This is a genomic window from Streptomyces sp. NPDC048288 (genome assembly GCF_043201555.1).
Classification (GTDB): Bacteria; Actinomycetota; Actinomycetes; order Streptomycetales; family Streptomycetaceae; genus Streptomyces.
Map to the genome: position 1 here is coordinate 49,285 of NZ_JBICZD010000020.1, position 13,383 is coordinate 62,667.

Below are 13,383 nucleotides of genomic sequence, written 5' to 3' on the forward strand. Positions count from 1 at the left end.
CGCTTTCCGGTTGACGGCCGGATCGAATCGATGGCCCGAGTGATGATGGAGCGCGCATGACCGACGAGGCGATGGGTGACGAGGTCTACCAGCCGGACGGTGCGGAGGTGCAGGACGACGCGGGTTTGCTGGACGCCTCAGACACCCTGGACTACCGGGCCGGCGAGGAGGCCCTGGACGAGGGGTACTCGCCGCCGGAGCGGCCCTGGGCCGTGGAGCACACCGGCGTCACCGCGGCCGAGGCACAGCGCGGGGAGACCCTGGACGAGCGGCTCGCCGAGGAGGTGCCGGACCTCGCCGTCCCGGAGGGCGACGACCTCGGCGACACCTGGGACACGGACGGCGAACTCCTCGACGACGAGGTCGGCGACGACCGCGCCGGACGGCTGCTCGCACCGGACGAGGGCGCGCACGAGGTCACCGATTCCGACCTGTTCGCCTCCGACCGCGGCCTGGACGGCGCCGGGGCCTCGGCGGAGGAGGCCGCGATGCATGTGATCCCGGACTCCGACACCTACTGACGCGTCGGCGGGAGCCCAGGCGGCGGTCAGACGATGTGGCGCAACAGCGCCGCGACCGCCGCCGGGGGCTCGCCCGGCGGCCGTACCACCATCACCTTCCAGTTCGGCGCGTGCCGGGCGAACCGGTAGGTCGCCAGGTCCGGGAAACGGCCGGCGATGGTCGGCGGCATGATGCAGACGCCGAGGTCGTTGCGGACCAGCTCCGACGCGGCCACGATGTCGTTGACCTCGAAGGTCGTGGCACGCTCGACGCCGGCCGCGCGGAACGAGCGGTCCGCCGCGTCGCGGATCGCCCAGCCCGGGGTGAACTCCACCTGCGGCAGCTCCGCGATGTCGGCCAGGTCGACCGTGCCCTCCGGGCCGCGCGGGATGAGGCTCCGCCGGGGCGAGGCCACCAGGACCATCTCCTCCCGGGACAGCAGCTTGGTCACCAGCCCGCGCTGCTGCCGGCGGTCCAGCGCCACCACCGCCAGATCCACCGTGCCCTCGCGCAGCGCCTGCCGGATGTCGACGACCGAGGCCTGTCGCAACCGGACCACCACCCGGGGGTGTTCGGCCCGCAGCGAGGCCAGCGCGCGCGGCAGGTTCGCCATCGCCCCCTGCATCGTGCCGACCGTCACCCGGCCGCGCAGCTCGCCCTTGGCCGCGTCGACCGCCTCGCGGGCCAGCTCGGCCGCGCGCAGCGCCTGCCGCGCCGCCGGCACGAACGCCTCACCGGCCGGGGTGAGCCCGACCCGGTGGGTGGTCCGGACGAACAGCGCGGTGCCCAGCTCGCGTTCCAGGGCGCGGACCGCTCCGGAGACCGCCGACTGCACGACGTGCAGCTGCCGCGCCGCCGCCGTGAACCCACCCGCGTCCGCCACCGCGACGACGACTTCCATCTGCCGTAGGTCCATCGCCCGCTCCCACCGACCCGGCGCCCGCCTCGGCCGGGCGGCGATCACCGCTGCATCCTAGGCAGGCCCCGACTTTCCCCGGCGCCGGACGGGGAGAGTGTCGGCCAGGTCGACGGGACACTCCCAGCGCCCCCAGCCCCCCAGCCCCCTCAGCGATCCCCAGCCCCCCAGCGATCCCCAGCGCCCTCCGGCGGCCGATACGCCGATTACGCCGAGCGCACCTCGCCGCCTGCGCCCCGGCGGCGTTCGGTGAGCCAGTACAGGAGGGCCAGCACCGGCAGGGCGGCCCCGAACAGGCTGACGGCGGTCCAGCCGTCGGCACGGTAGGCGATCGAGCCGGCCTGGGAGCCGACGGCGCCGCCGATGAAGAAGATCGCGATGAAGGCGCTGTTCAGACGGGCCCGGGCGAGCGGGTCCAGCTGGTAGACGGTGTGCTGGCCGAGGATCAGGCTGGTCTGCACGGCCATGTCGAGGACGACGGCCGCGAGGGCGATCAGCACGATGCTGTGCTGCCCGAAGCCCGCCGCGGCGAAGGCCAGCGCGGCGAGACCGAACGCGGCCCCGGTCATCGGCCGGGTCAGCCCCTGGTCGGCCCAGCGCCCGGCCATCGGGGCGACGGCCGCACCGGCCGCCCCGACCAGGGCGAAGATGCCGACCCCGACGGCGGAGTAGTGGAAACGCGGCCCGGTCAGCACATACGAGACGGTGGTCCAGAAGGCGCTGAACGCACCGAACATCGCCGCCTGGTAGAGACCCCGGCGCAGCAGCGCGGGATGGGTGCGCACCAGCGCCAGCGTGGAGCGCAGCACCTGGTGGTACGGCACGGAGGTGGTCGGCGCGTGCCGGGGCAGCGCCGCCCGCAGGGCCACCGCCAGCAGGGCCATCAGCACGGCCGAGCCGAGGTAGACGACCCGCCAGCCCGCGACGCCGGAGACCAGGCTGCTGAGCGTGCGGGACAGCAGGATGCCGGTGAGCAGGCCGCTCATCACCCGGCCCACCACCCGGCCCCGGGCGTGGTCGGGTGCCAGGCTCGCCGCGAACGGCACGAGTATCTGCGCCACCACCGACGTCGCGCCGCTGATCAACGAGGCGGCCAGCAGCATGGGGAACCCGGTCGCGAGACCCGCCGCCACCAGGGCGAGCGTGGTCACCGTCAGCAGCGCGGTGATCAGGCTGCGCTTCTCCAGCCGGTCGCCCAGCGGGACCAGGAAGATCATGCCGATCACGTAGCCGACCTGGGTGAGCGTGATCAGCGTGCCCGCGGTGGCCTCGCCGATGTGGAAGACACCGCGCAGCTCGGAGAGGAGCGGCTGGGCGTAGTACAGGTTGGCGACCGTCATGCCGGAGGCGACGGCGAACAGCGCGATCAGCCAGCCCGGCACCCCGTGCGCGGGCTCGGCGGCTGCCTTCCGGCGGGGGGAGCGGACTTCTGGCGACGACTGGGACACGGGGACCTTCTTCACAGGAGGTGTGGCTCTCACCCCGCACCAGCGCTCCGCCGCCCGCGATGCTTCCCCCGATGCGGCGATGGTTCGGGATGTCAGTCATCTCGACAAGAGATGACCAGGGCCGCCGCACCCGCCTGTGCACTGCCGGGGTGCCGACTGTGCGCTCCGGGACAACTGCCCGGCCCGCACGGCTCCTACCGTGACGCGCGGGGCGCCGGAACGACCGGTGTGCCCGACGCATTCCCAGGAGACTCGTATGTCCGAAGCCTTCACGCCCGTCACGCCGGTGCTCGAACCCGCAGCCCAGGCGTTCGTCGAGGCCACCGCGAACCCGCCGTACCTCTTCGACCTGGCCCCGGCGGACGGTCGCAAGGCGGTGGACGAGGTGCAGTCCGGCGAGATCGCCAGGCCGGCCGTCGACGAGGAGTGGATCACGGTCTCCGGCGGCCCCACCGGCTCCGTCCGGGCGCGGATCGTGAAGCCCGCCGGTGCCACCGGCCCCCTTCCCGTGATCATCTACATCCACGGCGCCGGCTGGGTCTTCGGCAACGCCCACACCCATGACCGCCTGGTCCGCGAACTCGCCGTCGGCGCCGAGGCGGCCGTCGTCTTCCCCGAGTACGACCTCTCGCCCGAGGTCCGCTACCCGGTCGCCATCGAGCAGAACTGGACCGTCGCGAAGTGGGTCGTGGAGCAGGGCGCGACCAAGGGCCTGGACGCCGGCCGGATCGCGGTGGCCGGTGACTCGGTCGGCGGCAACATGACGATCGCGCTGACCCTGATGGCCAAGGAGCGCGGCGGTGTCCCGCTGCTTCAGCAGGTGCTGTTCTACCCGGTCACCGACGCGAGCTTCGACACCAACTCCTACCACCAGTTCGCCGAGGGCTACTTCCTGCGCCGCGACGGCATGTTCTGGTTCTGGGACCAGTACACGACCGACGAGGCCGAGCGCGCCCAGATCACCGCCAGCCCGCTGCGCGCCACCGTCGAGCAGCTCAAGGACCTGCCCCCGGCCCTGGTCGTCGTCGCCGAGGCCGACGTCCTGCGCGACGAGGGCGAGGCCTACGCCAACAAGCTCCGCGAGGCCGGCGTCCCCGTCACCGCCGTCCGCTTCCAGGGCATCATCCACGACTTCGTGATGCTCAACGCCCTGCGCGAGACCCATGCCGCCGAGGCCGCCATCTCGCTCGCCGTCCGCACCCTGCACACGGCCCTGCACACCGCCTGACCCGCAGCGCGGCCCCGCCGACAAGGAATCCCCATGACCGACTCCACGCCCACCGTCGTCCTGGTGCACGGCGCCTTCGCGGACGCCTCCAGCTTCGCCCGGGTCGTCCCTGAGCTGCAGGCCGACGGCCTCAAGGTGCTCGTCCCGGCGGTGCCCAACCGCAGCCTCACCGGTGACGCCGCCTACCTCGCCTCGGTGGTCCGCGCCGTGCCCGGCCCCGTCGTCCTGGTCGGCCACTCCTACGGCGGTGCCGTCATCACCGTCGCGGGCGCCGAGGCCAACGTCCAGGCGCTGGTCTACCTGGCCGGCTACGCCCTGGAGGAGGGCGAGAGCCTCGGCGAGCTGCAGGGCCGCTTCCCGGACTCCGAGCTGGCCTCGGCCCTCGTGTACACGCCGTTCCCGGTCGAGGGCTCCGACGAGCCCGGCACCGACGTGACGGTCGACCCCGACCGGTTCCCCGAGATCTTCGCCGCCGACGTGGACCCGGACCTCGCCAGGGTGCTGGCCGTCTCCCAGCGGCCCCTGGCGGGTGCGGCCTTCGCCGAGGCGGCCCCCGTCGCCGCCTGGAAGACCAAGCCGTCCTGGGGCCTGGTGTCGTCCGCGGACCGCACCATCAACCCGGACGTCGAGCGCTACGGCTACGAGCGGGCCGGCATGACGACCGTCGAGGTCGACTCCTCGCACCTGGTCATGCTCGCCCACCCGCAGGAGGTCGCGGACGTGATCCGCGCGGCCGTGCTGTCCCTCGGCACGGAGTAAACGGCGCACCCCGCAAGGGTGACGCAGTGCGGGCCGCGCACCGGTGTCGACCGGGCGCGGCCCGTCCGCGTGTAGGTACGTGATCATGCGGACACCGATGCGATCCCCCTGGACCTGGGCGGCCCTCGCCGTCGTGACGGCGGTGTGCGGGGCGCTCCCGTTCACCGTGACCGGCGGCGACACCCCCCGCCCGCTCTCGGCGGACGAGGCCCGGCGCATGGCCCTCACCCGGTTCCGCGCCTACCGGGACAGCCCGGCCGAGGTGACGGTACGGGCACCGCTGCCCGGCGGAACGGCCGTGGTCCGCGCGGTGGTCGACGAGCACCGGCACCGGGCGGTGGGCTGGTTCGACACGGGCGACGCGGCCGAGCGGGGGCTGCTGGCCTGGGACGGCACCGGACTCTCCCTCGCCCGCCCGAGAATCGACGGCACCGCGGGCCCGCTCGCGAAACCGGCGTCCCTGGCGGAAGCGGTACGGGACGCGGCCCGCGTCAGCCCGACGGCCTGGATCCGCCGCGCCTACGGCCCCGCCTCGCTGGACACCGCCCTCCGCCTGACCCTCAGCCTGGCCGCCGCCCACCCGGACAGCGCCCGGCTGCTCGCCCGCTCGGCGCCACGCCATCTCAGGCAGGACCGCATCGACGGCCGCACGTACGACGTCTTCTCCGCACCTCCGCCGACGAGCGCGATGGCCGGTGAACAGCCTCTGACCTACTGGATCGACAGGGCAGGACACCTGCGCCGGGTCAGGTCCGACCTCGACGACGACCGCACGATCGTGGTCGACCTGACGGCGGCGAAAGTCCACCCGGGGGTACCGGAAGGACCCTGGGCTGCAGCGCCCCGCCAGGGGCGCGGGGAACTGCGCGACCAGCCCCCACCGAACCCGCACCCGACCGCCGACCGTTCCACCCGAGCTATGAACCCCCCCACCCCACCTATGAGTTGAGCACACCACCTGTGGATCCCCGTACCACTCCCCGAAGGAGCCCCCGCCGGATGCGAGGATGATGCGCCATGACGGCAGGTTGGTGCGCACGCACAGTACGGTCCGCGGTGTTCGCGGCCGTCTGCGTGCTGCTCGCCGCCGTCGGCCACGTCCTGATGTCCGGCAGCCCGGTCCCCGCCTGGGCGCTGGCCGCCGGCACCGCGGTCACCACCGCCCTCGGCTGGACCCTGTCGGCACGCGAACGCGGCCTCGCGCTCGTCGCGTCCGCCGCGGTCGGCGCCCAGACGGCCCTGCACTCCGGCTTCTCGGCCGCCCAGGTGTGGACCACCAGCACCACCTCCATGGGCACCATGCATATGGACATGGCCGGCGACATGTCCGCCATGCACATGGGCCCCGCCCACATAAGCCCCGCCGAATACCTCGGCCTCGGCACCGGCGGCACCGCCTCCACCGGCATGCTCGCCGCCCACCTCCTCGCCGCCCTGCTGTGCGGACTCTGGCTCGGCCACGGCGAACGCGCGGCCTTCCGCATCAGCCGGGCCGCCGCCGCCCGGCTCACCGCGCCGCTCATCGCCCCGCTGCGGCTGCTGCTCGCCCTGCCCGTCGCTCCCGGGCGGCCGCGCCCCCGGCCGTACCGCCGCCGCTCGGACCGGGCACCACGGCTTCTGCTTCTCGTCCACGCGATCACTTCCCGGGGTCCGCCCGTGCGGACGGCTGTCATCTGACGACAGCTGGTGTTCCGGGACCGCCCCTGCGCGCCCCGGACGAACACGGCGGCCGTACGCCCGCTCAGGCACCGCGAGCGCCACCGGGCCGTCGCCCCCTTCACCTTTCCCACAAGGACACCGAGTGATCACTTCCGTCCTGCCCGCACGCCCTGCGCCGGACGAGAAACGCGACGAGTCGATCACGGCCTGGGCCCTCGCCGCCCGGTCCGGGGACACGGCCGCCGTGGACGCGTTCGTACGGGCCCTGCACCGCGACGTCCTGCGGTACGTCGCCCATCTCTGCGCCGACCCGCAGGCGGTCGACGACCTCGCGCAGGACACGTTCCTGCGCGCGCTGGGCAGCCTGCACCGCTTCGAGGGACACGGTTCGGCCCGTTCCTGGCTGCTGTCGATCGCCCGCCGGGCCGTCGTGGACAGCCACCGGTACGCCGCCGCCCGGCCGCGCCCGGCGGACGTCCCCGACTGGCAGCTCGCCGTCGAGCGCGCCCAGCCGTACGGGCTGCCGGGCTTCGAGGAGGGGGTCGTCCTGCTCGACCTCCTCGCGGCGCTGCCCGACGAACGGCGTGAGGCGTTCGTCCTCACCCAGCTCGTCGGGCTGCCGTACGCGGAGGCCGCCGAGGTCAGCGACTGTCCCGTCGGCACGGTCCGCTCCCGGGTGGCCCGGGCCCGCGAGGCGCTCCAGGATCAGCTGGCCTGAGGTTCCTCGAAGGCCTTGAGGATGCGTTCGGCGGCCAGGGTCGCCGTCAACGAGCCGTCCCTGACCCGCTGTTCGAGGTCGGGGGCGGCCGCGCGCACCGCGGGGTGGGCGGACAGCCGCCCGAGCAGTTCGTCCCGCACCATCGACCAGGTCCAGCCCACCTGCTGCTCACGGCGCTTGTCCGTGAGCCGCCCGGTGGAGTCCAGCAACGCCCGGTGCTGCTCCAGCCGTTCCCAGACCAGCTCCAGGCCCGTCGACTCCCGCGCGCTGCAACTCAGCACCGGGGGAGTCCAGTACGCGTCCTTGCCGTGCATCAGCCGCAGCGCGCTCGCCAACTCCCGGGCGGCGGACCGGGCGTCGCGCTCGTGCGGGCCGTCCGCCTTGTTGACGGCGATCACGTCGGCGAGTTCCAGGACGCCCTTCTTGATGCCCTGGAGCTGGTCGCCGGTGCGGGCCAGGCTGAGCAGCAGGAAGGAGTCGACCATGTCGGCGACCGCGGTCTCGGACTGCCCGACGCCGACGGTCTCGACCAGGATCACGTCGTATCCGGCGGCCTCCATGACCACCATCGACTCCCGGGTCGCCTTCGCGACCCCGCCGAGCGTGCCCGCGCTCGGGGAGGGCCGGACGAAGGCGTTCGGGTCGACGGCCAGCCGTTCCATCCGGGTCTTGTCGCCGAGGATCGAGCCGCCGGTCCGGGTGGACGACGGGTCCACGGCGAGCACGGCCACCCGGTGCCCCAGCCCCGTCAGCAGCGTCCCGAACGCGTCGATGAACGTCGACTTGCCCACGCCCGGCACCCCGCTGACGCCGATCCGCCGTGCCCGGCCGCTGTGCGGGAGCAGCTCGGTGAGCAACTCCTGTGCCAGCGCCCGGTGCTGTGGCCGGGTGGACTCGACGAGGGTGATGGCGCGGGCGATGACCGCGCGCCTCCCGTCGAGCACACCCTTCGCATAGGCGTCGACATCGATCACAGGTCGTGCCCGAGTTCCGCCGACAGCCGCTTCACCAGGTCGTAGGCCGCGTCCGGGATCACCGTCCCGGGCGGGAACACGGCCGTGGCGCCCATCTCCAGCAGGGTCGGCACGTCCTGCGGCGGGATGACACCGCCGACCACGATCATGATGTCCGCCCGGCCCTCCTCGGCGAGCTGCTCGCGCAGCGCCGGTACGAGGGTGAGGTGGCCGGCCGCCAGCGAGGACACGCCGACCACGTGGACGTCCGCCTCCACCGCCTGGCGGGCGACCTCCTCCGGGGTCTGGAAGAGCGGGCCGACGTCGACGTCGAAGCCGAGGTCGGCGAAGGCGGTCGCGATCACCTTCTGGCCGCGGTCGTGACCGTCCTGGCCCATCTTGGCGACCAGGATCCGCGGGCGGCGCCCCTCGGCCTCGTCGAACGCGTCGACCAGGGCCCGGGTGCGGTCCACGTTCGGGGACTCGCCGGCTTCGTTGCGGTACACACCGGAGATCGTACGGATCTGGCTCGCGTGCCGGCCGTACACCTTCTCCAGGGCGTCCGAGATCTCGCCGACGGTGGCCTTGGCGCGGGCCGCGTGCACGGCCAGCTCCAGCAGGTTGCCCTCGCCGTCCGCCGCCCGGGTCAGCGCGTCGAGCGCGTCCCGGCACGCCGTCTCGTCCCGCTCCGCGCGCAGCCGCCGCAGCTTCTCGATCTGCTGGGCGCGCACCGAGGAGTTGTCGACCTTGAGGACCTCGATGGCCTCGTCGCTCTCGACCCGGTACTTGTTGACGCCGATCACCGGCTGCCGCCCGGAGTCGATCCGGGCCTGGGTGCGGGCCGCCGCCTCCTCCACGCGCAGCTTCGGGATACCGGCGTCGATGGCCTGCGCCATCCCGCCCGCCTGCTCGACCTCCTGGATGTGCGCCCAGGCCTTGCGGGCGAGGTCGTACGTCAGCCGCTCCACGTAGGCGCTGCCGCCCCACGGGTCGATGACCCTCGTCGTGCCCGACTCCTGCTGGATGAGCAGCTGGGTGTTGCGGGCGATGCGCGCGGAGAAGTCCGTCGGCAGCGCCAGGGCCTCGTCGAGGGCGTTGGTGTGCAGCGACTGGGTGTGGCCCTGGGTCGCCGCCATCGCCTCCACGGCCGTACGCGTGACGTTGTTGAAGACGTCCTGCGCGGTCAGCGACCAGCCCGAGGTCTGCGAATGGGTGCGCAGGGAGAGGGACTTGGTGTTCTTCGGCTCGAACTGGTCGACCAGCTTGGCCCAGAGCAGCCGGGCCGCCCTGAGCTTCGCGATCTCCATGAAGAAGTTCATGCCGATCGCCCAGAAGAAGGAGAGCCGGGGCGCGAACGCGTCCACGTCCAGTCCCGCCTCCCGGCCCGCCCGGATGTACTCGACGCCGTCCGCGAGCGTGTACGCCAGCTCCAGGTCGGCCGTGGCTCCGGCCTCCTGGATGTGGTAGCCGGAGATGGAGATCGAGTTGTAGCGGGGCATCCGCTGGGAGGTGAAGGCGAAGATGTCGGAGATGATCCGCATCGACGGCTTCGGCGGATAGATGTAGGTGTTGCGGACCATGAACTCCTTGAGGATGTCGTTCTGGATGGTCCCGGCCAGCTTCTCGGGCGGTACGCCCTGTTCCTCCGCCGCCACGATGTACAGCGCGAGCACGGGCAGCACCGCGCCGTTCATCGTCATCGACACGGTCATCCGGTCCAGTGGGATGCCGTCGAAGAGCTGCCGCATGTCGTAGATGGAGTCGATGGCCACGCCCGCCATGCCGACGTCGCCGGTCACCCGCGGGTGGTCGCTGTCGTAGCCCCGGTGGGTGGGCAGGTCGAAGGCGACCGAGAGGCCCTTCTGGCCGGCCGCCAGGTTGCGCCGGTAGAACGCGTTGGACTCCTCGGCGGTGGAGAAGCCCGCGTACTGGCGGATGGTCCAGGGCTGGTTGACGTACATCGTGGGGTAGGGACCGCGCAGGTACGGCGCGATGCCCGGGTAGGTGCCGAGGAAGTCCAGGCCCTCCAGGTCGCGGCCGGTGTAGAGCGGCTTGACCCCGATGCCCTCCGGGGTCTCCCACAGCGGCAGGTCACCGCCGGCCGCCCGCCATTCCTCGGGGCTGCCCTCGGTGACGGGGGTCCCCAGTTCGATGCCGGAGAAGTCGGGGATTCCCATCAGGACACTCCCATGCGGTCGAGGGTCTCGGACAGCACGGCCACGGCGTCGCAGCCCGCGAAGACGTACGAGTCGATGCCGGGGAAGTCGCCCCGGCCCGCGAGGACCACGTGCCGGGCACCGGCCGCCTTCAGCGACTCGGCCGTCCGCGCGGCCTGTTCGGCGTACTGCGCGTCGCTGGAGCAGAGCACCGCCTCGGTGGCACCGCTCTCCTCGAAGCTTCCCCCGGTGACCGGCTCGATGCCACCCGCCTGGAAGAGGTTCGAGGCGAAGGTCGCGCGGCCCGTGTACTCGGTGGCCGAGCCGAGCGTCGCCAGGTAGATCCGGGGGCGGGCGCCGGTGGCCGCGAGATGGGCGTCCGAGCGGGCGCGCAGCTCCTCGTACGCCTCGTCCCGGCGGACCCGGGGGAGGCCTCCCGACGGCGGCTCGGGCGCGGGTTCGCGCTCCACCGGCTTCTCGGCCAGGAACGGGAACTCGCTGACGCCGGTGATGGGTTCACGGCGCTTGGCGAGCTTCTTGGAGCGCTCGGCCCAGGTCGTCGCGAGGTCGGTGCGCAGCCGGCCGGAGCGCAGGACGGCCGCCTGGCCGCCGTCGCGCTCGATCGTCCGGAAGAACTCCCAGCCCGCGTGGGCGAGTTCGTCGGTCAGCCGCTCCACGTACCAGGAGCCGCCGGCCGGGTCGACGACCCGGGCCAGGTGCGACTCCTCGACCAGGATCGTCGAGGTGTTGCGGGCGATCCGGCGGGCGAAGGCGTCCGGCAGGCCCAGTGCGTGGTCGAAGGGCAGCACGGTCACGGAGTCGGCGCCGCCGACCCCGGCGGCCAGCGTCGCGATCGTCGTGCGGAGCATGTTCACCCACGGGTCGCGGCGGCTCATCATCACCGGCGAGGTGACGGCGTGCTGCGTCTGGGCGCCCGCGTCGGCCGCCCCGCTGACCTCGGCGACCCGCGCCCACAGCCGCCGGGCCGCGCGCAGCTTGGCGATCGTCAGGAACTGGTCGGCGGTGGCCGCGTACCGGAACTCCAGCTGGGCCAGGGCCTGTTCGACGCCGAGCCCGGCCTCCGTCAGCTCCCGCAGATACGCCACTCCGGTGGCCAGCGAGGCGCCCAGCTCCTGCGCGGCCGAGCCGCCCGCCTCGTGGTACGGCAGCGCGTCCACGGTCAGTGCCCGCAGCCCCGGGAACTCCCCGGCGCACCGCTTCGCCAGTTCGGCGACGGGAGCGAAGGGGAGGGCGGTGCCGGTGCGGGCCTCGTGGCCGAGCGGGTCGGCGCCCAGGTTGCCGCGTACGGCCTCGGGAGCGACGCCCTTCGCCTCGTACACCCGGAACAGCTCGGCGGCGGCCGCCTCGACGTCCCGGCCCGCGTCCAGGACGACCGGCGCCAGGTCGAGGTAGACGCCCTCCAGCGCGCGGCCCAGGCCGTCGACGGGGATGCCGCCCTCGCCGAGCACCAGCCAGAGCGAGGTGACGCCGTTCTCCAGGTCGGCCAGGACCGCGCCGTCGGGTGCCGCCGCGTGCCGCTGCCTTATGTCCCAGCCGCCGTCGGTGCCGCCTTCGGGGCGGCCGCCGCGCACGAAGGGCGCGAAGCCGGGCAGGCCGGGTTCGGGCGCGGTGTCGCGCGCGGTGTAGAGGGGACGGGTGCGCAGCCCGTCCTCCAGCGTCGTGGACAGGGCGTCCTCAGCGGCCTCGCCCGAGACTTCCTTGCCCGACTTGCGCAGCACACCCTCGACAAGGCGTTGCCACTGCTCGTGTGTCGCGTCAGGGAACTCGGCGGCCAGGGAGAGCCCGTCGTCAGGCAGGACCGTCATGCTCGGATGCTAGGGCAGACCGTCAGAAGTGCATGGGTGGCGGGGCTGTGACCTTGCCCTCCCTGTGGCTGTGACCTGCGCCTCTAGGGGGTGAAGTGGCCTGATTCGTGCGGTCCGTGCGTGTCGTCCGCGAGTTCCGGCACGAGCGCGCACAGCGCCTGGCGCTGCTCGGGGCCGATGACGTGCGCGACCGCCTGCCCGACCGTTTCGGCCAAGGTGGCGGAGGTGTCCCTGAGGAGCCCGCGGGCCTTGTCGGTGAGGGCGACCTCGATGCCCCGCTTGTCGCCGCAGACCGACTTCCGGGTGACCAGGCCGCCGTGCTGGAGGCAGGCGATCTGGTAGGTGAGGCGGGTCTTGGGGCGGCCCAGCAGCTCGGCGATCCGGGTCATGCGCAGCCCTTCCCGGGGCTGCTCGGCCAGCAGGCACAGGATCAGGAACTCGTCGTGCGAGACGTCCAGGGTCTCCTTCACGACCGACCGCAGCCGCTGCTCCACCGCGCCCGTCGCGGCCAGCAGCAGCATCCAGGCGCGCAGCTCGGCGGGGAGCAGTCCGTCACCCCTGAGGGACGGGCATTCGGGCAGCTCGGCGGGGTGTTCCTGGGAGGCGGCCATGCCGTCGATCCTACCTGTTGTCCAAATTTGCATATTGGGCTAGCGTGACATCATCCAAATTTGAACCATCGATTGATCGGAGTACGGCCATGCCCGTCACCGTGGAAACCGGCCTCTGGCAGCTCGACCCGACCGCCTCCGCCGTCGCCCTCCGGCACAAGACGATGTGGGGCCTGGTCACTGTCAAGGGCACCTTCGCGGGCGTCACCGGCCGGGGCGAGGTCGCCGCCGACGGCACCGCCACCGGCACGCTGGCGATCGACGCGGCCTCGCTGGACACCAGGAACAAGAAGCGCGACGACCACCTGCGTTCGGCCGACTTCTTCGACGCCGGCAACCACCCGGAGATCACCTTCGCGGTGCGCGGTGCCGTGCGGGGCGCGGGCGACGCGGTGGACGTCGACGGTCAGCTGACCGTGCGGGGCATCAGCAGGCCGCAGAAGATCACCGCGAAGCTGGTCTCGGCGGACGCCGACGGGCTCACGCTGGAGGCCGAGTTCACGGTGGACCGGAACGAGTTCGGGATGGGCTGGAACCAGGGCGGCATGATCCGCGGCCTGACCACGGTGACCGGCACACTCCGCTTCACCCGCGCGGCGGCCTGACCC

At 72.9% G+C, this 13,383-nt stretch carries 13 protein-coding genes; 7 read left to right on the forward strand and 6 right to left on the reverse strand.

Translation table 11 applies throughout. The features are described 5' to 3' along the window. Positions 1 to 56: 56 nt before the first annotated feature. Positions 57 to 521 (forward strand): DUF5709 domain-containing protein, encoded by a 465-nt coding sequence (locus ACGFZS_RS45580; RefSeq protein ID WP_393800142.1) that lies wholly within the window; start codon positions 57 to 59, stop codon positions 519 to 521. A gap of 26 nt (positions 522 to 547) precedes the next feature. On the opposite strand, the gene ACGFZS_RS45585 is transcribed toward ACGFZS_RS45580, so the two are convergent. Beyond that, positions 548 to 1,417: a LysR family transcriptional regulator gene (locus tag ACGFZS_RS45585; protein WP_393800143.1), complete on the reverse strand. Its 870-nt coding sequence runs from the start codon at positions 1,415 to 1,417 to the stop codon at positions 548 to 550. Between the two features lie 206 nt (positions 1,418 to 1,623). Continuing rightward, complete coding sequence (locus ACGFZS_RS45590; protein ID WP_393800144.1) at positions 1,624 to 2,865, reverse strand: MFS transporter; 1,242 nt, start codon at positions 2,863 to 2,865, stop codon at positions 1,624 to 1,626. A 256-nt stretch (positions 2,866 to 3,121) separates the two neighbouring features. Between ACGFZS_RS45590 and ACGFZS_RS45595 the strand changes: the two genes are divergently transcribed. From ACGFZS_RS45595 to ACGFZS_RS45615, 5 genes are all read left to right on the forward strand, one after another. Then, on the forward strand, positions 3,122 to 4,093 hold the full coding sequence (locus ACGFZS_RS45595; RefSeq protein ID WP_393800145.1) for an alpha/beta hydrolase: 972 nt from the start codon (positions 3,122 to 3,124) through the stop codon (positions 4,091 to 4,093). 33 nt (positions 4,094 to 4,126) lie between these two features. Further along, on the forward strand, positions 4,127 to 4,852 hold the full coding sequence (locus tag ACGFZS_RS45600; RefSeq protein WP_355710111.1) for an alpha/beta hydrolase: 726 nt from the start codon (positions 4,127 to 4,129) through the stop codon (positions 4,850 to 4,852). Positions 4,853 to 4,949: 97 nt separating this feature from the next. Next, the gene (locus ACGFZS_RS45605; RefSeq protein ID WP_393800146.1) at positions 4,950 to 5,801 is read left to right on the forward strand and encodes a hypothetical protein; all 852 of its coding nucleotides are present in this window, start codon (positions 4,950 to 4,952) and stop codon (positions 5,799 to 5,801) included. Between the two features lie 68 nt (positions 5,802 to 5,869). Beyond that, on the forward strand, positions 5,870 to 6,529 hold the full coding sequence (locus tag ACGFZS_RS45610) for a hypothetical protein (protein ID WP_393800147.1): 660 nt from the start codon (positions 5,870 to 5,872) through the stop codon (positions 6,527 to 6,529). Positions 6,530 to 6,653: 124 nt separating this feature from the next. Next, entirely contained in the window at positions 6,654 to 7,229 is a 576-nt protein-coding gene (locus ACGFZS_RS45615) for a sigma-70 family RNA polymerase sigma factor (RefSeq protein ID WP_355710117.1), read from the forward strand. Here the strand turns inward: ACGFZS_RS45615 and meaB are convergent. From meaB to ACGFZS_RS45635, 4 genes are all read right to left on the reverse strand, one after another. After that, on the reverse strand, positions 7,217 to 8,203 hold the full coding sequence (meaB, locus tag ACGFZS_RS45620) for a methylmalonyl Co-A mutase-associated GTPase MeaB (RefSeq protein ID WP_393800148.1): 987 nt from the start codon (positions 8,201 to 8,203) through the stop codon (positions 7,217 to 7,219). The genes ACGFZS_RS45615 and meaB overlap by 13 nt on opposite strands. Then, positions 8,200 to 10,359 (reverse strand): methylmalonyl-CoA mutase, encoded by a 2,160-nt coding sequence (scpA, locus tag ACGFZS_RS45625; RefSeq protein ID WP_393800149.1) that lies wholly within the window; start codon positions 10,357 to 10,359, stop codon positions 8,200 to 8,202. Before scpA ends, meaB begins: the two co-directional genes overlap by 4 nt. Continuing rightward, complete coding sequence (locus ACGFZS_RS45630) at positions 10,359 to 12,164, reverse strand: methylmalonyl-CoA mutase family protein (protein ID WP_393800150.1); 1,806 nt, start codon at positions 12,162 to 12,164, stop codon at positions 10,359 to 10,361. The genes scpA and ACGFZS_RS45630 overlap by 1 nt, the downstream gene beginning before the upstream one ends. A gap of 83 nt (positions 12,165 to 12,247) precedes the next feature. Beyond that, a complete protein-coding gene (locus ACGFZS_RS45635; protein WP_355710125.1) occupies positions 12,248 to 12,775 on the reverse strand; it encodes a MarR family transcriptional regulator in 528 nt (175 codons plus the stop codon). 89 nt (positions 12,776 to 12,864) lie between these two features. Here ACGFZS_RS45635 and ACGFZS_RS45640 point away from each other — a divergent pair, with 89 nt between their 5' ends. Continuing rightward, positions 12,865 to 13,380, forward strand: a complete 516-nt coding sequence (locus ACGFZS_RS45640; RefSeq protein ID WP_393800151.1) for a YceI family protein — start codon at positions 12,865 to 12,867, stop codon at positions 13,378 to 13,380. The last annotated feature ends 3 nt before the right edge of the window (positions 13,381 to 13,383 follow it).

Excerpts from the sequence above, each read along its gene's own strand:
- ACGFZS_RS45610 (WP_393800147.1), top strand. The coding sequence starts at position 5,870 with ATGACGGCAGGTTGGTGCGCACGCACAGTACGGTCCGCGGTGTTCGCG.
- ACGFZS_RS45595 (WP_393800145.1), top strand. The coding sequence starts at position 3,122 with ATGTCCGAAGCCTTCACGCCCGTCACGCCGGTGCTCGAACCCGCAGCC.
- ACGFZS_RS45605 (WP_393800146.1), top strand. The coding sequence starts at position 4,950 with ATGCGATCCCCCTGGACCTGGGCGGCCCTCGCCGTCGTGACGGCGGTG.
- ACGFZS_RS45580 (WP_393800142.1), top strand. The coding sequence starts at position 57 with ATGACCGACGAGGCGATGGGTGACGAGGTCTACCAGCCGGACGGTGCG.
- scpA (WP_393800149.1), bottom strand. The coding sequence starts at position 10,359 with ATGGGAATCCCCGACTTCTCCGGCATCGAACTGGGGACCCCCGTCACC.
- ACGFZS_RS45640 (WP_393800151.1), top strand. The coding sequence starts at position 12,865 with ATGCCCGTCACCGTGGAAACCGGCCTCTGGCAGCTCGACCCGACCGCC.
- ACGFZS_RS45630 (WP_393800150.1), bottom strand. The coding sequence starts at position 12,164 with ATGACGGTCCTGCCTGACGACGGGCTCTCCCTGGCCGCCGAGTTCCCT.
- ACGFZS_RS45585 (WP_393800143.1), bottom strand. The coding sequence starts at position 1,417 with ATGGACCTACGGCAGATGGAAGTCGTCGTCGCGGTGGCGGACGCGGGT.
- ACGFZS_RS45600 (WP_355710111.1), top strand. The coding sequence starts at position 4,127 with ATGACCGACTCCACGCCCACCGTCGTCCTGGTGCACGGCGCCTTCGCG.
- ACGFZS_RS45635 (WP_355710125.1), bottom strand. The coding sequence starts at position 12,775 with ATGGCCGCCTCCCAGGAACACCCCGCCGAGCTGCCCGAATGCCCGTCC.